The sequence below is a fragment of the Falsirhodobacter deserti genome (genome assembly GCF_004015795.1).
Classification (GTDB): domain Bacteria; phylum Pseudomonadota; class Alphaproteobacteria; order Rhodobacterales; family Rhodobacteraceae; genus Falsirhodobacter; species Falsirhodobacter deserti.
On the sequence record NZ_ML137220.1, the window covers coordinates 38,547 to 60,444 of the forward strand.

The window sequence follows — 21,898 nt, forward strand, 5'->3', positions numbered from 1 at the left end:
GAGGAAGCTTCACATGAAAACGATCAGATACGGTGTCATCGGCTGCGGCATGATGGGGCAGGAACATCTGCGTAACATTGCCCTGCTGCCCGAGGCAGAGGTTGTGGCGATCTATGAACCCGATGATGCAATGCGCCAACTGGCCGCTTCGCTTCAGCCGGGTGCGAAGCTTGTCGGTTCAGTCGCCGAAGTTCTGGCGGTGGACGCTGTGAACTGCTTGCTGATCGCCAGCCCGAATTTCTTCCACCTGCAACAACTGGAAGAAATCGCGGCAGTGAGGCCGTTGCCGGTTCTGGTGGAAAAACCACTATTTGTGGATCCGGCCGACGCACCGCGTTTGGCGTCGCTTCGCGCAGCCTACCCTGCGCCTATATGGGTCGCGATGGAATATCGCTATATGCCGCCAGTTGCCCACCTGATCCGTGAGGCACAGGCCGCCACCGGCGGGGTGAAGATGCTGACGATCCGGGAGCATCGCTTCCCGTTCCTGCACAAGGTGGGGCACTGGAACCGATTCAACGCGCAGACAGGCGGAACGCTGGTTGAGAAGTGCTGTCACTTCTTCGACCTGATGCGTTTGATCGCCGGCTGCGATCCGGTTCGGATCATGGCCAGCGGAGGACAGGCCGTTAACCATCTGTCCGAGGTGTATGAGGGGCAGGTACCGGATGTATGGGACAATGCCTATGTGATCGTGGAATTTGAAAACGGACTGCGGGCCATGTTGGAGCTTTGCATGTTCGCGGAGGGCGCGAGGTATCAGGAGGAGATCTCCGCCGTCGGCCCGCTTGGAAAGATCGAGTGCCTTGTTCCCGGCCCTGGCCGGTTCTGGCCGGAGCATCTGGGCGAAGCGCCGGTGCCACAGGTTATCGTTTCGCCCCGCGAACCGAAGGGGCCGCGCCTGCTTGAAGTTCCCGTGGATCCCGAACTTCTGGAAGCGGGCGATCATAACGGATCGACCTTCTACCAGCACCAAGGTTTCGCCCGCACCGTCGCCGGATTGCAGAGCCCCGAGGTGACATTGAAGGACGGTTGGTGGGCCGTGGTCATGGGCGCAGCAGCACAGAAAGCCGCCATGACCGGGCAGGTGATTGACCTGAAGGCAGCTGGGTATATTCCTGCCTGAAGCTTCTGTTTTCAGTGGTGTGGTGCACCTCCCTGCTGGTCAGTTTGTGGCCAGCAGGGGTTTGATAATAGTGGCTGTCAATAAGGCAAGCATCCGGTAACCCATTGAAGAAACTCATCTTGAGAAAATTGCCAATTGGCAATTATGACCGTCTTGCCTGCATGAACTGTTCGAAAGCGGACCTGAGTTCTTCGTCGGGCAGCGTATCCGAAAATTCCAGAGTTATCTTTCCGCCCTTCCGGGACATCACTATCCCGCCTTCATGCGGACTACGCCGGAATACGGTTTCGGCAGGACGCACACGTTTGGTCCCCGCCCCTGCAGCTTTAAGACGTGCCAGAACTTGGGCAGCCACCACAGGCGCAGCACCTTCTTTTCGCGCAGTCGCTTGTTCGGCAGCCAAGTCAGCGGCAACCTGAAGAACTGCATCACGCGTAGCAGAGTCCGCCAGAAGCGGCTTCAATGTGCGTGCATGCAGCTCCTTCACCTCCCGCAGCGAAGCATAGGACTGAATGATGATGTCCGGCAGCTTTGCCAACTGCAGATAGCGCGAGAGCCACCCTTCGGAAACTTCCAGACGCTCAGCCATCGCCTTCTGACGCCCACCATAGTAGGCTTCAAGTGCCTGTGCGTAGTCACGCGCCCGTTCGTAATCCGAAATGTCTTCGCGATCCCGGTTCTCGATATCTGCGAGCCGGAATGCTTCCTCATCTGTCAGATCTCGCACATCGATGAGGTAGCGAAACTGCGGATAGTTGTTTGCGCGCAACCAACTGATCGCGAAGTGTCGCCGCGCGCCGCAGATTACTTCGTACCCGTCGCCTTTCTTGCGGACGATGGCCGGAAACTCCTGCCGTCCCTGGGCCTTGATCGAGTTGATGAGGTCCGCACAAGAGTGCTCATTCAGCAATGCATATTCGCGGTTGTGCCGTTCCCACATCACGCATTGCGCTGGATCGACCCAACGAAGCGTCTTTTCCTCGCGCTCCCCGCTGTCCGCCAGTGCGTTGGATCGCTTCAGGAACCGCGCGCCACCCCGGTCTTCTGCGGCAGGCTTAGGGGCATCAAAACCCTTGAGGATGTCGTTGATGGCATCGTGTCGCTTGCTCAAAGCACTCCCTCCTTGCGAAGCGCGGGGTGGTGACTGGGCCACGTCTTGCGGGCCAGAAGTTCAATCTCGCGGCCCATTGCATCAAGATAAGCACGGCAGCGGCGATGGGTCTCGGTGCGCGTTGCAGCGCCCGTCAATTCGTACACGGTGGACAGGTTCGCGGTAGCGTTGTCGATCTCAGCGCTGTCTTTAAGCGTCGATTGCAACATATCTTGGGGGAAAACAGCGTCCATCATTCGTTTGATTGCCATATGCGCCGATTTCTGGTCGTTCATCTTGGAGGCCAAGATTTTCACGAAGCTGTACTCTCGCGCACCGCCATGCTGCGCGAGTTCTGAAAGTGTAGACTCCATCATCTTCAGGAAATGCGCAGTGGAGGCGAAGTCTATATTGTTCGGCGGCGCGGGAATCAGAAGCGCGTTTGCCGCGCGCAGGACGGAAAGTGAAAGCATGCCAAGTGCCGGCGGGGGATCCAGCAGAATGACATCAAACTGATCTGCGATACTTTCCACTCCTTCACGCAACCGATCGAGGATAAAGGTCGGTTCACGCGCCATACGAGCGGCAAATTCATATTCCGCATCGTACAGTCCAAGGTTCGCAGGGATCAGTGCAACTCCTGGCCAATAGGTTGCTCGTAGCGCGTAGTGCAACGATTTGGGCCCGCCATGGCGAAGGAACGGATAAAGTGTATCCTCTTCTTCGTCGACATCGACATCTGGGTTCATGCCGAAGATAGCGGTGGTCGACGCTTGGCTGTCACAGTCGATTACACAGACGCGGTAACCTTTCAGCGCAAAATACTGGGCCAGATGGCTCACCACCGTGGATTTCCCGACACCACCCTTGAAGTTCTGAACGGCCAAGACCAAGGCCGGATCTTCAGGCGCACGATGCGGAAGCGTACCAAAAACCTCTCGCATCCGATTGATCTGGCCCAGGGTATAACCAGTTCGGCGGCGGGTTTCAGGATCTTTGTCTGGCTCAGGAAGGCGCCCGTCACTTTCAGCGTCACGGATGGCCTTTTCGGTACGGCCCACCATATCGGCGGCTGTTCGCACGTTGAAGCGCAAGTCGAGCCGCTTTTGCGTACCTGGCGCGAAGACCCGCTCTCGCAGTCGGTCGATGACCGTGTTCGCGCGGTAGGTAAGCTGGGAAAGTTCCTCGAGCGTGACGGGGGGGAGAACCGGTGTCATGATGCCTCTGGCTGCTTGCTGTACGACAATGCGCGATGTGGACGTAGAGGTAAAGTTCGGAAAATTCCCTCGATTGGGTGAAAAAGCGAAAGTACGTTCTACGGTGGCATTTTCTCGGTAGAAAACTTCCTCCGATCACCCGATCCGTAAGAGTTACAGCGCAAATCTGATCATCCTGTGGATAACAAACCCCTCTTGTTCTTATTCTTTCAGAGATTCATAGTTCAGACGCGATAACATGCTGCAAATCCTACAAAATTCTGTCCCAAACTTACATTTCGGGAGGCATCTATTACTTCTAGGGATGGAAAACCTTACGAATCGGAGCGCCAGGACCTACATTTCGGGTGCTTATCGTCTCCGCACCTTCGGCTTCATATGAATAGAGCCGCACTCCGCCCTACGTGATCTTCTGTTTCCAGCATGACCGCCATCTCTGAACCGCGTTAACTTACGTATTGGGATGGTGCAGCGCCTATCCCTTGATCTCATACATATGACGAGCTACAAAAGTATGGCTTGTGAGGTATGAGAATGGCCGAAAGATCCTACCGAACCATCGAAGTTAAGCCAAATGTCGAGAGCCTCATCAAGCCAGGGGAGCTTGTCGACCTTGTGGAGGTTACACCCCTGACCCTCACGGACAGGCGCATCTATAATCAGCTTCTGGAGAATGCGTGGGATGCTATCGACAAGCCGGTCAGCCATGTTATCGCGAAATCTACCTTGCGCGGCTCTCATAATTCCAATGACCGGATAGGTGACAGCATCGAGCGGCTGATGTCGGCCATCGTCAAGGTGGCGGTCAACTGGAATGGTGAGCCTGCGATAGAACGCGTACAGCTGTTGGGTGGCAATGTCGAAGCCAACCGTCCTGATGGCCTGATTGAATATGAGATACCGGCCAGATTGCGACGGATCATAGGAAATTCCACGGTTTTCGCGCGGCTTCAACGCGAGGTTATGTTCGCCCTTACCTCTAAATACGCGCTTACGCTTTACGAGATGGTGCAGAAGCGGGGGAACCTGCGCTGGCGCTCTTCCGAGAAGTTTTCGCTCGAAGCTTTGCGGGGCGTTCTGGGGGTCCCAAAAGGTAAGTTGTCCTCGTGGTCCAACCTGAAATTAAGGGCGATCGATCCAGCCGTCGCAGAAGTCAATGCGCTCTCGGACTTCATGGTCGCGATCGATCCAATCAAGACCGGTCGCAGTGTCACGCATGTGGAGCTCCGCTGGTGGCGGAAGGATGATGATGCAGCCGGGGCGGCCGACAAGGCGCTCCAATATTCAAAAGTTAGTCGAAAGCCGCCGCCCGAACAAAAACCGGTTCCGCAGGGAAGGGCGCGGCCGGCATGGCTGGCCGCCAAAGGGCAAGCACTTCGCACCGAAACATATGAAACGGCGCGTCTTCGCCACGCAGGCTATGACATCTATTTTGTTGAGGGCGAATGGCGCTCGTGGGCTGTTGGCAAGCCTGAGGTGAAGGACCCTGACAAGGCCTTCCTCGCATTCTTCCGCAAGTATGCAGAAGCCAACCCTCTATAATTGCCAGTTGGCAATTATAGCCTTGGCAGGTCGCCCCCCTCCGGCTCGGAGAGGCGCATTCCCAATCTTGGCGGACGGTCATATGTCACGGCATGTGGGTTCTTCTGGAATCAGATTCGGGCAGAAGTCCCCCCAACGCTGATGATTGCCATAATCCACTTTGGCCGATGACGGCATCCACCCACACGCGTGTGCCCTGAACAACCAGTCGAAGTCCCTTCACAAATGTTTTGACAGGATGCAATGCTGCTTCTAATTTGTAGGACAAATGGGAGGGAACGATGCAAGTCAGGGCAACTGTCCACCGCGATTTCACCATCTCCAAGATCGATGACAGGCTGTATGCGGCCTTCATCGAACACATGGGCCGCGCAATTTACTCCGGGATATACGAGCCTGGTCATGCGCAGGCTGACAAGCACGGCTTCCGGCGCGATGTGGCCAGCCTTGTTCGGGACCTGAAGATCCCGGCGATCCGTTATCCCGGCGGAAACTTCGTTTCGGCCTATCGCTGGGAAGACGGGATCGGTCCGAAAGAGGAACGCCCTGTGCGGCTTGATCTTGCCTGGCGCAGCCGCGAAACGAACCAGGTCGGCATCAATGAATTTGCATCTTGGGCGAACGAACTCGGGATCGACATGATGCTGGCCGTCAACCTCGGATCTCGCGGGATCGAGGAGGCGCGGAACTTCATGGAATACGTGAACCACCCGTCAGGCACCTATTGGTCAGATCTTCGTCGCAGCCACGGGGCGGAGAAGCCCTATGGGGTGAAGATGTGGTGCCTTGGGAACGAGATGGACGGCCCTTGGCAGATCGGTGCGAAACCCGCGCGCGAATACGGCCGGCTGGCCGATGAAACGGCCAAGGCGCTTCGCGCGCTGACACCGGACGCCGAACTGATCGTCTGCGGTTCCTCCAACGACGAGATGCCGACCTATCCCGAGTGGGAGCGTGTGGTGCTGGAGGAATGCTACGAGCATGTCGATCACATCTCGTTGCACAAGTACTTTGGCAACTCGTCGCGCGACACGCTGAACTTCTTCGGCAAGATCGAGGAAACAGGCCGCTACATCAACGCGATCGGCGGCGTGATCGACTTCGTAAAAGCTAAGAAGCGCGCCAAGAACGACGTTCATATCTGCTTCGACGAATGGAACGTCTGGTATCACCGCCGCGAAGAGGACAGCCGCAATTGGCGGACATGGGATTGGCCCGAAGCGCCGGAACTGCTGGAAGAAACCTATACCTTCGAGGACACGCTGTTCATCGGCGGGCTTCTGAACGAGTTCATCCGCCGGTCTGACCGTGTGAAGATCGCGTGCATCGCCCAGCTGGTGAATGTCATCGCGCCGATCAGGGCTGACAAAGGTGGCAAGGCATGGCGGCAGTCGATCTACTGGCCCTACCAGATGGCCTCGCTTTACGGACGCGGAACGGCGCTGCGCGTCGCGGTGGACGGACCGAAATATGATTGCGCGGTCGCTTCCGATGTGGACTACTTGGACGTGGCGGCGGTTCAGGGGGATGGAACCGTCACGCTGTTCATCATCAACCGGCATCTGGATCAGGTGCTTGATCTTTCGCTGTCATTGCACGGGTTCGATGCAACCCTGGAGGAGCATAAGGTGATCGAAGGGCATGATCTGATGGCCACCAACGGACCGGAGGCGGAACCGATTGCGCCGGTGAACGGAAGCGGCCTCGGGATCGAAGGCCATGTCCTTCGCGGAAAGCTTGGTCCGCTGTCCTATCACGTCGTCCGTCTGAGGGTGTGACGCATGTCCGGAGTGGTTCTGCGCAATGTTGCCAAATCTTTCGGCGCGGTGAACGTCATCAAAGACGTCTCGCTGACGGTCAACAAGGGGGAGTTCGGTGTCTTCGTCGGCCCTTCCGGCTGCGGAAAGTCGACGCTTCTGCGCATGATCGCGGGGCTGGAGGATACAACGGGCGGCACCATCCAGATCGGGGGGCGCGATGTAACCCATACCGAACCTGCGAAGCGTGGCGTGGCCATGGTGTTCCAATCCTATGCGCTTTACCCGCACCTTTCGGTGGCGGAAAACATGGCGTTCTCACTCCGCCTTGCCCGAACGTCCCGAGACGAGCGGGAGCGGAAGGTGCGCGAAGCGGCCCGTATCCTGCAATTGACCGACCATCTGGACAAGCGCCCCGCTGAACTTTCGGGGGGGCAGCGCCAGCGCGTCGCCATAGGTCGCGCCATCGTGCGCGAGCCGGAGGTGTTCCTGTTCGATGAACCCCTGTCGAACCTCGATGCAGAACTGCGTGTCCAGATGCGGCTGGAACTCAGCCGCCTGCACCAGCAGATCGGCGCAACGATGATCTACGTCACTCATGATCAGGTCGAAGCGATGACGCTGGCGGATGAGATCTTCGTTCTGAAGGGCGGATCGGTCCAGCAATCGGGGGCACCGCTTCATCTTTACGATGATCCGGACAACCGTTTCGTGGCAGGTTTCATCGGGTCACCGGCGATGAACTTCATCAATGGCCGCGTGATCGGTCACACCCCGCAGGGCATCCGCGTTCTGGCCGAGGATGGCGAGGTGGAGGTTGATCTTGAAACGCGCCCGGCCGAAGGGATGGCCGTTGTTCTGGGCATCCGCCCCGAACATCTTGTGCCTGCAGAAAGCGGCATCACGGTCACGGTGGAGATGGCCGAGGAACTGGGCGGCAACGCATATATGCATTCGCGTCTGCCCTCGGGCGGCGACATCGTATTCGAGCGTCGCGGTGAGCGTGACCGGCTGGAAGGCCAGAACGTCCGCCTGCGCGCCGAAGCCGGCCATATCCATTGCTTTACGACAGAAGGGTTGAGGTTGCGCTGAACCATAGCGCCGGGCGGGGAGGCCCGGCCGATCAGGGAGGAGATCTAGATGAAGAAACTCGTAGTATTCGCAACGGCTGCACTGCTTGGCAGCGCGTTTCCGGCACTTTCGGAGCAAAACATCACATGGTGGGACTTTTTCGCCGGCGGTGACGGTGTCCGGATGAAGGCGCTGATCCAGCAATTCAACGAAGAGCACCCCGATATCCGCGTCACTTCGACCACGCTGGAATGGGGAACGCCATTCTATACCAAGGTGCGAACCTCGGCCGCGGTGGGGCAGGGGCCGGATGTGATGACCTATCACCTTTCGCGCCTGCCGATGGGGCTGAAGGAAGGCGTGCTGACGCCAATCACCGCCGAGGATCTTGAAGCGGCGGGCTTGTCCAAGGACGATTTCTTCGCCCCGGCGCTGGAAGCCGCAAGCGGCCCCGATGGGGCGCTTTATGCCGTTCCGTTCGATATCCACTCCACCGTCCTGTTCTATAACAAGGCGCTGCTGGAGGGGACTGAATTCCTGGATGCCGATGGAAACTTGACGGGCATCGACTCTTTGGAAAGCTTCGAAGCCGCCCTCGCCGCAGCAAAGGAGAATGGCGCCACCGCTCCTCTCTCATACGCCACTGGCGATGATGGCGGCACTTATCGGGTGTTCTACACACTTCTTGCCCAGCAGGACGGCCAGCTGATTTCGGACGACGGCGAGGTGCTTCCCGGCGACAGCGGTGAAAAGGCCGCCCGCGCCATCGAGATCATGACGAAGTGGCAAGAGGAAGGCTGGCAGCCGGAACAAGCGATGTACGAAGCCTCGGTCGCGCTTTTCACCTCGGGCAAGTCCGCCTTCTTCTTCAACGGCGCGTGGGAGGTTCCTACCATGGTCGATATGCAGGAAGGCGGCAACCTCGGCTTCGATTGGGGCGTGGCCACGATCCCGAACTTGATGGGAACCGACACCAACTGGGCCGACAGCCACGGTTTCGCCGTGCCGATCCAGGGCAAAAACGAGATGGATCCCGAAAAGCGCAAGGCGGTCATGACGCTGATCGGGTGGATGGAGAAGAACTCGCTCGCATGGGCGGAAGCAGGCCATATCCCCGCCTATAAACCGGTGGCGGAGTCTGACGAGTTCAAGTCGATGGAGCCGAACGCCACCTATGCCGGCATTGCAGAGCGGGCAACCTATGATCCGCGCTCGCCCGCTGCTGGCGTGGCCTCGCCGGTTTATGATGCCGCGATCAACATCCTGTCGCCGGCGATCCATGGCTATCTTTCACCCGAAGATGCGGTGGAAGAACTTCGCTCCGAACTCGAAGGCGCGCTCAACTGATCCAGCAGGCCCCCTTCGGGGGGCCACCTGAAAGGTTCCGTCATGGCTATGATACGCAATCAGCGGCGCCACCGGCTAGTCGCCCTGACCTTGATCCTGCCCTTTGTGGCGGTCTTCGCTCTGGTCTTCGCTTATCCGCTGGTGGAGGTGGTGCGACTTTCCTTCACCAATGCCACCCTGATCGGCGGTGGAGAATGGATCGGACTTCAAAACTATCGGGAGCTTCTGGCGGACAAGCTTTTCTACACGTCCCTCAAGAATAACGGGTATTTCATGCTGCTGACGGTGATCCCCACCACTGTCATCGCGCTTTGCATCGCGCTGATGGTCCAGCGATTGTCGGGGCGGATGCAGGCACTTGCGCTTGCGCTGTTCTTCCTGCCCTACATCCTGCCCGTTTCCGTGGTGACGCAGATCTGGGCATGGATGCTGGATTTCCAGTTCGGAATCCTGCAGCCCCTGTTCGAACGGATCGTCGGCAAGCCAATCCCCGTTTTCAAGAACCCCTACTGGGTGATGCCGTCGGTCGCAGTTGTGACGATCTGGTGGACCAACGGCTTCAACGTGCTTCTGTTTCTGGCTGGCCTGCGCAACATCCCCTCCGATCTTTACGAAGCATCGGCGCTGGATGGGGCAACGCGCTGGCAGCAGTTCACCCGCGTGACCTGGCCCCTTCTTTGGCCGGTCGTGGCGCTGGTCCTGACACTGCAACTGATCCTGCAACTGAAGATCTTCGACCAGATCTATCTGCTGTCCGAAGGCGGGCCCTTCAACTCCAGCTCCGTGCTGCTGCTGATGGTTTACCGCGAGGCTTTCCAGCAGAACAACGGCGGCTATGCCTCTGCCATCTCGCTGGTCGTGTTCCTGCTGATCGTGGCAGTTTCCGTCCTGCAATACCAACTGCTTCGCATAAGGGGGCGCAGATGAGGCGTTTGGAAAACGTGGCCCTGACGGGGCTTACGCTGACGGCGGGCGCCATCTGGATATTTCCCCTTTACTGGGCCTTCACCACCTCCATCAGGACCGAGAACCGCGTTGTCTCCGACGAGGCCGGGCTGATCCCGGACGAGCTGAACCTCGGCGCCTACTACGACGCGATCTTCAACTCCAACCTCACGAACTGGTACATCAATTCAATCGGAACATCGCTTATCATCACGGCGGTCGTGCTTGCAACGGGGATGATGTGCGCCTATGCCCTCAGCCAGATGACGTTCCCGGGACGCAAGCTGCTTTACGGCGTGGTGCTGGGCAGCTTCATGGTTCCCGCCCAGGTGCTGGTGGTGCCGCAGTTCATCCTGATGAACGATCTTGGCCTGATCAACACGTGGGGCGGGATCATCCTGCCGCAGCTTGTCGTGCCGGTCGTCATTATCGTCTACAAGCAGTTCTTCGATGCAGTTCCGAAGGAAATGAAGGAGGCAGTCGTTCTGGACGGGGGAGGGGACTATACCCTGCTGTTCCGTGTGTATCTTCCGCTGAACTGGGGCATTACGACCGCGCTTGGAATCATCACCTTCATTTCGGCGTGGAACGCCTTCCTTTGGCCGTTCCTTGTCATCACCACCGAAGACATGATGACCATTCCGGTTGGCCTGACGCAGGTGAACGATGCATTCGGCGTGGCTTATGCGCGGCTGATGTCGGTTGCCCTCCTGGGTGCAGCGCCGGTGGTGATCGCCTACCTGATCTTCCAGCGCCGCGTGACCGAAGCGGTGATGATTTCCTCGGGCGTCAAGGGCTAGAGGATTTCTGATCGAACACGGTGGTTCCAAGCTGGTCCAGAAGCGCCGTGTCAACCAGATCCGCCATCAGGCGCCGGGCCCCCTGCGGGTCCTGCGCCTCGATCCGTTCGAAAACCGCGGCATGTTCTTCCACCGGGTTGCGGGTGTGGGGGTTCGGCATGTCCCGGTACCGGAAGGCTGTGGTGGAGGCGACGGCCGCACAAATCCCCGCCTCAAGCGTGATCAGCACAGGGTTGCGGGAACTCCGCAGGATCGCGCGGTGAAACCCCGCATCCGCCTGATGCCAGCTTGTTTCTGTCATCTCGCATGTCCGCATGGCATGAAGCGCCGCGCGGAAGGCGGCCAGATCGGCCTCTGTCCGGCGTTCGGCGGCGAAGGCAGCTGCCGGCGGTTCCACCATCGCCCGCAATTCATAGATCGCGCGAATGAACCAGTCGGGTGGCGCGCCGGCCTCAAAGAACCAGCGCACGACGTCGGGATCCAGCAGCACCCAGGATTCGCGCGGCGCAACACGGGTGCCGCTGCGTGTGCGGCTGATCAGCATCCCCTTTGCCCCCACCTGGCGAAGCGCTTCGCGATAAGCACCTCGCGAAACGCCCGCCTGCTGAACGAAGTCCATTTCGGTCGGAACCTGCTCCCCTTCGGGCAACTGCCCTAGGACGATTTGGCGCCCCAGCCAATCGGCGATGGACCCGTTGATCCGTCGCACGGAATGGGTTGAAAATGATACGGGGTCGGGCGCGGGGTTCTGCATCGTGGTATGGTAGCAGAAAATCATTGCCGGTTCAGAAGAAAAACAGTGCCGAATGGCCAGCGGCCCCGCGGAACGCGGCACGTACGTTCTGCACCGGGGCCGCAATTCACAAAAACCGAAAGTGAATGTCGCACAAATGACATGTGAAGGTGGCATGGCTCCTCACGAACAGCGAATGCCAGGGGACGATCATGACCAAGCAAAGCCAGCTTTTCCGCACGTCGCAGCTTGAAGAAGCCGATGGGCCGGGCCTGAACCCGACCGGAAACCGCACGATGGGCGACATCATCGCCGCCCGTTTTTCTCGTCGTGGCTTCCTGAAAGGATCGATGGCCTCCGCCGCCATCGCCGCGACCGTGTCGCCCGTCGCGCTTCTTGCCGCTGATGAGGCCCGCGCCCAATCCGCCTCCGTTTTCAACTTCCCCGAGGTCGAGGCCGGCGTTGATGCCGACCACCACGTGGCAGAAGGATACAACGCTGACGTGCTGTTGCGTTGGGGCGACAAGGTGTTTGCCGACGCGCCAGAATTCGATCCGACGAACCAGTCCGAGGCTGCGCAGGAACGCCAGTTCGGCTATAACAACGACTACGTCGGCTTCATCCCGCTGGATGGCGCGACGGATCGCGGCCTGCTGGTTGTGAACCACGAATACACGAACGAACACTTGATGTTCCCCGGCATCGTCACGATGCAGAATGGCGAACTGGAGGTGGCCGACGCCACCGAAGATCGCGCCAACATCGAGATGGCCGCACATGGCGGCACCGTGATCGAAATCCGGAAGGTGGATGGCAAGTGGCAGCCGGTGCTGGACGCGCCGCTGAACCGCCGCATCACCGCAAAGACGGAAATGCAGCTGACGGGCCCGGCTGCCGGCCATGACCGCCTCAAAACGTCGGAAGATGCGTCGGGCCGCAAGGTTTTCGGCACGATCAACAACTGCGCTGGCGGCGTGACGCCCTGGGGCACCTACATCATGGCCGAGGAGAACATCCACGGCTATTTCATCGGGGAACTGCCCGAAGGTCACCGCGAAGCGGCAAACTACGACCGTCTCGGCGTTCCGGGCGGCAGCTACCAGTGGGGCAACTACCACAAGCGCTTTGATGTCGGCGCCGAACCGAACGAGCCGAACCGCTTCGGCTGGGTCGTCGAGGTTGACGTGATGGACCCCAATTCGGTCCCGAAAAAGCGCACCGCACTTGGTCGCTTCAAGCATGAAGGTGCCGAAAGCGTTGTGGCCAAGGACGGCCGCGTTGTCTTCTACCTCGGCGATGACGAACGCTTCGACTATGTCTACAAGTTCGTGACAGCGGGCAAATACAACCCCGACGACCGCGCCGCCAACATGGACCTGCTGGATGAAGGCACGCTTTACGTGGCGCGCTTCGATGAAGACGGTTCAATGGAATGGCTGCCGCTGGTGCATGGCGAAGGCCCGCTGACGGCCGAAAACGGCTTCGAATCGCAAGCCGACATCCTGATCGAGACGCGCCGCGCTGGCGACCTGCTGGGCGCAACGCCGATGGACCGCCCCGAGGATATCCAGCCGAACCCTGCCACGGGCCGCGCCTATGTCATGCTGACCAACAACACCAAGCGTGAAGAGGCGAACGCCGCCAACCCGCGCGTGGCAAATGCCTTCGGTCACATCGTCGAGATCTTGGAAGCCGATGGCGACTTCACCGCCACGACCGGCAACTGGGAGATCCTGCTTCAGTGCGGCGATCCCTCGGTCGCCGAAGTTGGCGCCACCTTCTCGACCGAAACGACGAAGAACGGCTGGTTCGGCATGCCCGACAACGCCGCCATCGATGCCGACGGCCGCCTGTGGGTTTCGACCGACGGCAACTCGATGGGCGATACCGGCCGCACCGATGGCCTTTGGGCCGTGGACACGGAAGGCGATGCGCGCGGCACCTCCCGCCTGTTCTATCGCGTGCCAGTGGGCGCCGAAATGTGCGGGCCGTGCCCGACCGAGGATATGACGACCATGTTCGTGGCCGTGCAGCATCCCGGCGACGGGGGCGAGGATTGGGAAGGTCATGGCCGCCCGTCCTATTACGAGGATCTTTCGACCCGTTGGCCGGACTTCCGCGATGACATGCCGGTGCGCCCGGCCGTGGTCGCGATCACCCGCCAAGGTGGCGGCCGCATCGGCTGACAATCCTGCGGGCGGCCACCGGGCCGCCCGCACCCCAGTTTGTTGTGCCCTTGCCTACGGGAAGTTGCCCTACGAACAAGGCTGCCTTGAAAAGCGACGCCTTTTGCCGGATGACGGACCGTCTGCAAGCAGGGGGCCGTCACCATGGCAGATCTTTCATCTCGTTTCACATCATGGCTTCGGCCGCTGCTCCCGGCAGTTGGGCGGGCACCGATGGCAGAGGTTTTCCGCGCAGGCATTGGTGCCGGTATCGGGCTTGCTGTCGCCGGGCTGCTCCTTGCCGCTTCGGTCGATCTGAAAACGGGGCTTTTCCTGATTGCCCCCTTCGGCGCATCGGCGGTCCTGATATTCGCCGTTCCCAACAGCCCGCTGGCGCAGCCATGGTCCGCGATCGTGGGCAACAGCATTGCGGCGCTTGTGGGGGTGGTGGCCTGCATGACGGTTGGCGATCCCGCGCTGCGGGTGGCGCTTGCAGTGGGCGGATCCGTGGCGGCGATGCTGCTGATGCGTGCGGTTCATCCACCGGGGGGCGCCGTCGCCATGACGGCTGCCCTCAGCCCCGACACGGTGGGACAGTTGGGTCCGTGGTTCGCCTTCGCGCCCGTCGCGGCCGGAACGACGATCCTTGTGTTGGCGGGATGCATCTATGCCCGCGCCACCGGCCGGCATTACCCCATGCGCCATGCGCCCCAGTCACCGACGCCGCCCGACGTTTCACCCGTGGCACGGATCGGCCTGCGCGAAGAAGAGCTTGCCGCGATCCTGCGCAATTATCGCCAGTCGCTGAACCTCGGCACCGAGGATCTTGCGCGGCTGATCGGCGCGGCAGAAATGCAGGCGGCTAGCCATCGCTCGGGCGATCTGACCGCAGCCGATATCATGTCGCGCGATCTTGTCACGGTGGGTCCCGACACACCGCTTGGCGAGGTGGCGAACCTCTTCCGCGATCACGGCTTCACCTCGCTGCCGGTGGTGCAGGAAGGGGATAAGTTCCTTGGCGTGATTTTCCAGATTCACCTGATCCGCCGTGCGCGCGAGGATGTTTTCCGGTTGGATCGCGGGTTCGGCTCCGCGATGAAGCGACTGCTGGACAGCCGGCTTACCACGCCTGTTCGTGCCGCAGACATCATGGGAACGGCGATGCCCCGCGCCACGACGGGAACGCCGGTTGCCGCCCTGTTGCCCATGATGGCCGACGGCATCTGCGATGCCGTGCCGGTCCTTGAACGCGGGCGCATTGTCGGGATCGTGACCCGAACCGACATGATCGCCGCATTGGCGCGCCGCAGCCTGAGTGCCCGTGACAACTGAACCGCTTGCACCGGCAGGCCTGCGCGGATGAAAGTGCCGCAACCCGATAGGACTTGCACCATGCCGAAAACGATCGTGATCCTGCTGGATGGTACGTCGAACAGTATCAAGGAAAAGCGGACCAACATCCTGCGCCTTTACGGCTGTCTCGATAAAACGGACCAGCAGATCGTTTATTATGATCCCGGTGTGGGCACATTGGGATCGCAGCATTACTGGTCGGGTCTGGCGCAGGCGTCGTCAGAGCTTTGGGGCATGGCGACGGGCATGGGCATCGATCACAACGTCAAGGAGGCCTATCGCTTCCTTGTCAGGAACTGTGCGAAAGGTGGCGAGGATGATCGCATCTGCTTGCTTGGCTTCTCACGCGGGGCCTATACGGCGCGAATGCTGGCCGGCTTCATCCATACGATAGGGTTGTTGGAGCCGCGGAACCTGAACCTGCTGGATCACGCCTATCGTGCCTATAAAAGCATTGGGGACCGCAGTTGCGACTGCACGCAACCCTGCACATGCGATCAGGGGCTGGAGGAGGTGAAGCTGTACCAGCGGATCCTGGACACGCATCACCCCTGCATCCACCTTCTTGGCCTGTTCGACACCGTCGCCTCGGTGATCGAGCCGTCGCGCAATGTGCTGCCACAGCTTCGACATCACGCCTTCACCTCCCGCAACCCGTCAGTCGCGCATGTGCGCCATGCGGTTGCACTTGATGAACGCCGCCGGTTATTCGATCCGCTTCTTTGGGACACATCCGATCCTGCGCAGGACGTTCGCGAGGTCTGGTTCACCGGCAGTCATGGCGACATCGGCGGCGGCCTGCCCGAGAAAGCCTCGGCGCTTGCCAAGATTTCACTGCAATGGATGATCGAAGAAACAAGCCGGCTTGGCCTTCGCTATTGCCCCGAAACGGTAAGCCTTCTGGTGCAGGGGGAGGGGCAGGATCATAAATATGCACCGCCCAATCCGTTTGCGCCCGTCACCAATTCCATGACAGCAAGGTGGAAGGTTCTGGAATACCTTCCGCTGCCGCAGCGCGGATCGGGCGGGCTGCGCCTCAGCCTTGGCCGCAATCAACCGCGCAAGGTGCCGGCCCGTTCGCGCATTCATGCATCGGTTCTGGCACGGGCGGCATTGACGGGGGAACTTCAGCCGAACATACCAGACGATTATCGGGTGGAGGGTGATCCTTCGGATCATACGTCTCCGGGTCTGGGCGTACGGGGGGTGGCATGACGCGAAAAACATCCAACCTTCCGGGAATCCTCGCGATCCTTTTTGCGGCAGTTGTCTGGGGAACAACGGGAACCGCCGCCGCTCTCGCGCCCGATGTCGGCGCCGCCGCCATCGGCGCGGCGGCCATGGGGCTTGGGGGCATCGCGCAAGCCTTGTTCGCGTGGCGCGGCATCATGCGCGCTGGTGGCAGCCTTCTTGAACAGCGCCGCCTTCTGCTGATCGGTGCGGTCGCGGTGGCCGTTTATCCGCTGGCATTCTACAGCTCGATGCGGTTGGCGGGTGTCACCGTGGGAACGGTGGTAACGATCGGATCGGCACCTTTGCTTTCTGCCCTGATCGAATACGTGTTCGACAGGGCGCGTCTGACAATGCGATGGGTCACAGGGGCCGCCGTAGGCGTTTCGGGGATGATCCTGATCTGCACAGCGGAAGGCGGAATGCAGGCAGAGGTAGTTTCCGTTCCACTGGGTGTCGCGCTTGGCCTGATTGGTGGCCTCACCTATGCCCTTTATTCATGGACGGCACGGGGAATGATGTTGCGTGGCGTTCCGTCTTCCGTGGCAATGGGCGCGACATTCGGGATTGGCGGGGTGCTTCTTCTGCCGGTGCTGGTGATGACAGGCGCACCCTTCCTTCAGTCATGGAACAATACTGCCGTCGGCATCTATATGGCCGCAGTCCCCATGTTCCTTGGGTATCTGTGCTTTGGCTTTGGTCTGGCCCGTGTTCGCGCAAGCACAGCCACCACGATAACCCTGTTCGAACCCGTTGTGGCCGCGGTTCTGGCTGTCGCCATCGTCGGGGAACGTCTTCCACCGCTGGGATGGATCGGCGTGGCGCTGGTCGTCACGTGCCTTGTGATCGTGACGATGCCCTTGAGATTGTTTCGCCCCGCAGCGCGCCGCGAAACGGCAGGCTAGATCGTTACGGGGTTCTGCTCCACCACGGCTTCCATCGACACATGGCTGGAGGTGTTGTTGATATGGGGCAGAACCGAGATCTTCTCGGCCATGATGCGGCGGAAATCTCCTACATCCTTGGAGCGGATCTTGACCAGGTAATCGCATCCCCCCGCGATCATGTAACATTCCTCCACTTCCGGAATGCCCCTGATGGCGGCGTTGAACCGCTGCAAGGCGTTTTCGCGCGTATCGTCAAGGCTGACTTCGACATAGGTGACATGGCTCAGTCCCAGCCGAAGGGGCGAAAGCATCGCGCGATAGCCGGTGATGAGGCCCATCTCCTCCATCTGGCGAATGCGATGGGCGACGGGCGTCTTCGACAAGCCGACCTTGCGCGCAAGTTCCGCCGTGGAAATGCGGGCATTCGTTGTCAGTTCGGCCAGTATCTTGCGGTCGATAGGATCAAGATCAATGTCCACACCAAGATGTCCCCAAAAAAAGTTCCTTTCGTCTGCGATGGTGGCCTTTTATGGTCGAACCGCCTACTAAAAAGAAGATAGCCTCTTTCGATCACTTAGGAGGTCGCCATGCCCGGCGTCAACAGGACAAAACTTCCGCGTGTATACGCGTTTCATGCCGAAGCGTCGGGCTTTATGATCGCGCCGGTGCACCAGGCAGCCGGATTGGCATTGTCCCGATTATGATCGCGGAAAAGGGCAAACGCCTGGTTTCGGGCAAGTGATCGCGGCGCTTCGGACAGCGCACTGTATCAACAAAAATCCAATGGGTCGATCCGGCCTGCACCGGATCGCAATTCAAGCTCGGGACGGACATTCTTGAACACTTTGTTTACAAGACAAGGTGTGGAAGAAGGCGAGCGACCAATAAAGGAGGAGCGAATGCAGACAGGGATTTGGATAAGCCTCTTGGCTTATTTTCTGCTGATGATCGGTATCGGCATTTATGCGTGGCGGAAAAGCACGTCGAATTCAGAGGAGTATATTCTTGGTGGCCGAAGCCTTTCGCCCTCGGTAGCGGCCCTTTCGGCGGGCGCATCGGACATGAGCGGCTGGCTTTTGCTTGGCCTTCCGGGCGCACTGTTCCTCTCGGGCGTGTCGCAGTCCTGGATTGCCGTCGGGTTGGCCATCGGCGCACTGCTGAACTGGATCATCGTCGCCCCGCGCCTGCGCGAACAGACCGAGATTTACGATAACTCCCTCACTATTCCGGGATTTCTCGGCAGCCGGTTCCCCAGCAAGGCACGCGTGTTGCGCCTGGTGTCCGCGATCATCATCGTTATCTTCTTTGCCGTTTATACCGCGTCGGGCCTTGTCGGCGGGGGCAAGCTGTTCGCCAGCGCCTTCGGCGGCGACTATATGACGGGCGTGCTGATCACCTTGGGCATCGTGCTTGTTTATACCGTGATCGGGGGGTTTCTTGCCGTCAGCCTGACCGATTTCGTGCAGGGCTGCATCATGATGGTTGCGCTTATCATCATGCCGGTCGTGATCCTGACTACGGGGCAGGGCAATGGCGTGGGACAGGCACTGGACCGTCTGGCCGGAATCGATCCTGCACTTTTGTCCTTCTTTGACGGCGTGACAGCGATTGGCTGGATTTCCGCCATGGCATGGGGCCTCGGATATTTCGGTCAGCCACACATCATCGTGCGTTTCATGGCCATTCGCCGCGTGTCCGAAGTTCCGGCCGCCCGCAACATCGGGATGAGCTGGATGATCGTTTCGCTGATCGGCGCGCTGTCGCTGGGTATCTTCGGTCGCGCTTATGCCGAACGGAACGGCCTGACGATCGCCGATCCGGAAACGCTGTTCATCGTGCTGTCCAACCTGCTGTTCCACCCGCTTGTCACAGGGTTCCTGTATGCGGCGTTGCTGGCCGCGATCATGTCGACGGTTTCCAGCCAGCTCCTCGTTTCCTCGGCATCGCTGACGGAAGACATCTATCGCAGCGCGGTGAAGCGCAAGCCGTCGGACCGTGAGCTGGTTACGGTGGGCCGCGTTGCGGTTCTGCTCGTCGGGCTTGTGGCTGTCTATATCGCGCGCGATCCGGACTCCCAGGTGCTTGGCTTGGTGGCGAATGCCTGGGCCGGCTTCGGCGCGGCTTTCGGCCCGCTGATCGTGCTGTCTCTGACGTGGAAGCGCATGACGGGCGCAGGCGCTGTTGCGGGCCTGATTGTCGGTGCGGTCACGGTGATCATCTGGATCAGCCTTGGCCTGAACCAGTCGCTTCTGGGCGGCGAGGGCCTGTACGAGATCGTTCCGGGCTTCGTTGCCTCTCTGATCGCGATCGTTGTCGTCAGCCTTGCTGGCCGCGATCGGGGCGAATACCGCGCATCGTGATCCTCAGGCGGGAACGCTCATGCGTTCCCGCCACCGGCTCTTGTTTGCAACGCTGAAGCTGGTGGCTTGCAACTCCTGCATGATTCCGACTATTTCTATCGGGAAAGCTGATCGAGTGTCGTCGCGCATGTCTGGCAGATCGGTTGGTTCGGATCGTGATCAGGATGCAAAGATGCAAAACCATACTCCTTCCGGTTTTCACGAACGGCGCCGTGCCGGGTCGCTGCTGGCCCTGCTGACGCTCGGCACGGCGATCTGCCCTGCCGCATCATATGCGCAGGATGTGACGACCCTTCCGGAGATCGTGGTCAATGCCACTTCGGATGAAACGAACATCGTCGCCACGGACACCACCGCCGGATCGAAGATGCAGACGGACGTGCTTGACACATCCGCCTCGATTTCCGTGATCACTGCGAAAGAGATTGCAACCCGCAACGCCGACACGATGGAAAAGGTGCTGGCCTATTCTGCGGGTGTGCTGGTCAATGAATATGGCGGCGGCGACGACCGTTATGACTACGTTCGCATCCGCGGCTTTGATGAAATGTCGCTCGGCTCCTATCGCGACGGGCTACCGGTGCGCGGTTTCGGCTGGACGTTTGGCCGGCGCGAGATCTATGGACTGGAGCGGGTGGAGGTGCTGAAAGGCTCCAATTCCTCGTTGTTCGGGATGAACGCGCCGGGCGGGCTGGTCAATGCCGTGACCAAGACGCCGAAACCCTATCGCTTCGGCGAGGTGTATACCACGCTTGGCGATGACCATGTCGAAGTTGGAACGGATTTCGGCGACGTGCTGGATCCTGCAGGTGTGTGGAGCTATCGCGTCACCGCCAAGACGCAGGATGCGTCGCTTGGATATGATTATTCGAATGATGATCGGGCATATCTCGCAGGTGCGCTCACCTATCGTCCGTCGGACGCCACCGAACTGACCGTCATGCTGGATCACAACGATCGCGAAGGCACGCCCGGCGCATCCAGCGCACCGCTTGATGCGGGCATCGACCCCAAGACGTTCCTTGGCGAGCCGGATTTCAACAAGTTCGACACGACCGAGCGTAGCTACGGCTATGCCTTCCGCCGCGATTTCGGTCGGGGCGTGACGTTCAGGCAGACCGCGCGCTACAGCAATCTCGACCTGACCTATGAAAGCATCTACGGCGCAACGGAAGATCCCGCCGATGATCGGACCGCCTTTGCAATCTATGGCAAGAACAAGCAGTTCGCGATCGACAACCAGCTGGAGTTCGATGCCACCTTCGGCTCTGTCCAAAGCCGCACATTGGCTGGTTTCGAATATTCGTGGATGCATCTGAAGGAAAACCGCCTTTTTGGCAGCGCCACGGGGATCGATATCCACGATCCTTCCTATTGCGGGCGCGCTTGCATCAAGCTGTCGGATGCAGGCTATTCTGACCAGTCGCCGCGGCTTTACGCGCGGTCGGTCTATCTTCAGCAGGAACTGACCTTCGCGGATCGCTGGATCCTGACCTTCGGCGGCCGGTCCGACAATATCCACGTCACCATGGGGTATCCCGAAACGGGCGCGCAGGACGATCGCGATTACAACGCCTTCACGAAGCGCATCGGTCTGACCTACAAGATCGACCCGTCGATGTCGGTCTATGCCAACTATTCCGAATCGTTTGAGCCGGACCTGTGGGATCTGTCAGCCGACCCGCGCGAAGGCACGCAATACGAGGTCGGGTTCAAGTATCGCCCGCTGGATACGGACCTGATGTTCAGCGCCGCGCTGTTTGATCTGACGCAGACGAACGTAACGACAACGCTAAACAACATTCCGATGCAGGTGGGCGAGGTGAACGTGCAGGGCGCCGAGATGGAGGCCAAGGCGGAACTCAACGACCGGTTCAGCCTGACCGCCGCTTGGTCCTATTGGAATGCCGAGATCACCGAGGATGCCGTCAACAAAGGCAACCGTCCCGCCTTCACCCCGCGCAACACGGTGTCGCTGTGGGGGGATTACACCTTCCCCCGCCAAGGTGCGCGCGGGGAAACGATGGTCGGACTGGGGCTGCGCTATGTGTCCTCGGCCTATCCTGACAACGCGAACACGCGGCGGATCGGGGGGCATACGACCATTGATGCCGCTGTCAGCTATCAGCTTGCGCAGAACGTTGCGCTGCAGGCCAATGTCAGCAACCTGCTGGACAAGCGCTATGTCTCGGCCACGGACACGACGGGTGCCGGCTGGTATGGCGACGGGCGCAAAGTCACGGCAACGCTGAAATACACGTGGTGAGGATGGCGC

17 protein-coding genes are annotated in these 21,898 nt (G+C 59.8%); 13 read left to right on the forward strand and 4 right to left on the reverse strand.

All coding sequences use genetic code 11. The annotated features are described in order from the left end of the window. The first annotated feature begins 13 nt into the window (after positions 1-13). Positions 14-1,126 (forward strand): Gfo/Idh/MocA family protein, encoded by a 1,113-nt coding sequence (locus tag JX25_RS12965; RefSeq protein ID WP_128255523.1) that lies wholly within the window; start codon positions 14-16, stop codon positions 1,124-1,126. Between the two features lie 142 nt (positions 1,127-1,268). Here JX25_RS12965 and JX25_RS12970 read toward each other — a convergent pair whose 3' ends face one another. Next, positions 1,269-2,237: a ParB/RepB/Spo0J family partition protein gene (locus JX25_RS12970; RefSeq protein ID WP_128255524.1), complete on the reverse strand. Its 969-nt coding sequence runs from the start codon at positions 2,235-2,237 to the stop codon at positions 1,269-1,271. After that, positions 2,234-3,433, reverse strand: coding sequence for an AAA family ATPase (locus JX25_RS12975; protein WP_128255525.1), 1,200 nt, complete (start codon positions 3,431-3,433; stop codon positions 2,234-2,236). Before JX25_RS12975 ends, JX25_RS12970 begins: the two co-directional genes overlap by 4 nt. A 534-nt stretch (positions 3,434-3,967) precedes the next feature. Here JX25_RS12975 and JX25_RS12980 point away from each other — a divergent pair. From JX25_RS12980 to JX25_RS13005, 6 genes are all read left to right on the forward strand, one after another. Continuing rightward, positions 3,968-4,975 (forward strand): replication initiation protein, encoded by a 1,008-nt coding sequence (locus JX25_RS12980; RefSeq protein ID WP_128255526.1) that lies wholly within the window; start codon positions 3,968-3,970, stop codon positions 4,973-4,975. Between the two features lie 281 nt (positions 4,976-5,256). Beyond that, positions 5,257-6,753, forward strand: coding sequence for an arabinosylfuranosidase ArfA (arfA, locus tag JX25_RS12985; RefSeq protein WP_128255527.1), 1,497 nt, complete (start codon positions 5,257-5,259; stop codon positions 6,751-6,753). A 3-nt stretch (positions 6,754-6,756) separates the two neighbouring features. After that, positions 6,757-7,824, forward strand: coding sequence for an ABC transporter ATP-binding protein (locus tag JX25_RS12990; protein ID WP_128255528.1), 1,068 nt, complete (start codon positions 6,757-6,759; stop codon positions 7,822-7,824). Between the two features lie 48 nt (positions 7,825-7,872). Next, complete coding sequence (locus JX25_RS12995; RefSeq protein ID WP_128255529.1) at positions 7,873-9,150, forward strand: extracellular solute-binding protein; 1,278 nt, start codon at positions 7,873-7,875, stop codon at positions 9,148-9,150. Between the two features lie 42 nt (positions 9,151-9,192). Further along, the gene (locus JX25_RS13000) at positions 9,193-10,077 is read left to right on the forward strand and encodes a carbohydrate ABC transporter permease (protein WP_164876157.1); all 885 of its coding nucleotides are present in this window, start codon (positions 9,193-9,195) and stop codon (positions 10,075-10,077) included. Next, complete coding sequence (locus JX25_RS13005; protein ID WP_128255530.1) at positions 10,074-10,895, forward strand: carbohydrate ABC transporter permease; 822 nt, start codon at positions 10,074-10,076, stop codon at positions 10,893-10,895. The genes JX25_RS13000 and JX25_RS13005 overlap by 4 nt, the downstream gene beginning before the upstream one ends. Here the strand turns inward: JX25_RS13005 and JX25_RS13010 are convergent. Beyond that, the gene (locus tag JX25_RS13010; RefSeq protein WP_164876158.1) at positions 10,885-11,673 is read right to left on the reverse strand and encodes a FadR/GntR family transcriptional regulator; all 789 of its coding nucleotides are present in this window, start codon (positions 11,671-11,673) and stop codon (positions 10,885-10,887) included. The two genes, JX25_RS13005 and JX25_RS13010, sit on opposite strands and share 11 nt — an antisense overlap. 167 nt (positions 11,674-11,840) lie before the next feature. Here JX25_RS13010 and JX25_RS13015 point away from each other — a divergent pair, with 167 nt between their 5' ends. The 4 genes from JX25_RS13015 (at position 11,841) to JX25_RS13030 (ending at position 17,281) form a co-directional block, all read left to right on the forward strand. Further along, positions 11,841-13,814: a PhoX family protein gene (locus JX25_RS13015; protein WP_128255532.1), complete on the forward strand. Its 1,974-nt coding sequence runs from the start codon at positions 11,841-11,843 to the stop codon at positions 13,812-13,814. A gap of 213 nt (positions 13,815-14,027) precedes the next feature. Further along, entirely contained in the window at positions 14,028-15,125 is a 1,098-nt protein-coding gene (locus tag JX25_RS13020; RefSeq protein ID WP_241557966.1) for an HPP family protein, read from the forward strand. A gap of 60 nt (positions 15,126-15,185) precedes the next feature. Continuing rightward, positions 15,186-16,361, forward strand: a complete 1,176-nt coding sequence (locus JX25_RS13025) for a DUF2235 domain-containing protein (RefSeq protein ID WP_128255534.1) — start codon at positions 15,186-15,188, stop codon at positions 16,359-16,361. After that, positions 16,358-17,281 carry a DMT family transporter gene (locus JX25_RS13030; RefSeq protein ID WP_128255535.1) on the forward strand — a complete coding sequence of 308 codons (924 nt, stop codon included), beginning with the start codon at positions 16,358-16,360 and terminating at the stop codon, positions 17,279-17,281. The genes JX25_RS13025 and JX25_RS13030 overlap by 4 nt, the downstream gene beginning before the upstream one ends. Here the strand turns inward: JX25_RS13030 and JX25_RS13035 are convergent. Beyond that, a complete protein-coding gene (locus JX25_RS13035; RefSeq protein WP_128255536.1) occupies positions 17,278-17,742 on the reverse strand; it encodes an Lrp/AsnC family transcriptional regulator in 465 nt (154 codons plus the stop codon). The two genes, JX25_RS13030 and JX25_RS13035, sit on opposite strands and share 4 nt — an antisense overlap. 420 nt (positions 17,743-18,162) lie before the next feature. On the opposite strand from JX25_RS13035, the gene putP reads away from it, so the two are divergent. Together putP and JX25_RS13045 are read left to right on the forward strand one after the other, a co-directional pair. Further along, a complete protein-coding gene (putP, locus tag JX25_RS13040) occupies positions 18,163-19,623 on the forward strand; it encodes a sodium/proline symporter PutP (protein ID WP_128255537.1) in 1,461 nt (486 codons plus the stop codon). 172 nt (positions 19,624-19,795) lie between these two features. After that, the gene (locus JX25_RS13045; RefSeq protein ID WP_128255538.1) at positions 19,796-21,889 is read left to right on the forward strand and encodes a TonB-dependent siderophore receptor; all 2,094 of its coding nucleotides are present in this window, start codon (positions 19,796-19,798) and stop codon (positions 21,887-21,889) included. The last annotated feature ends 9 nt before the right edge of the window (positions 21,890-21,898 follow it).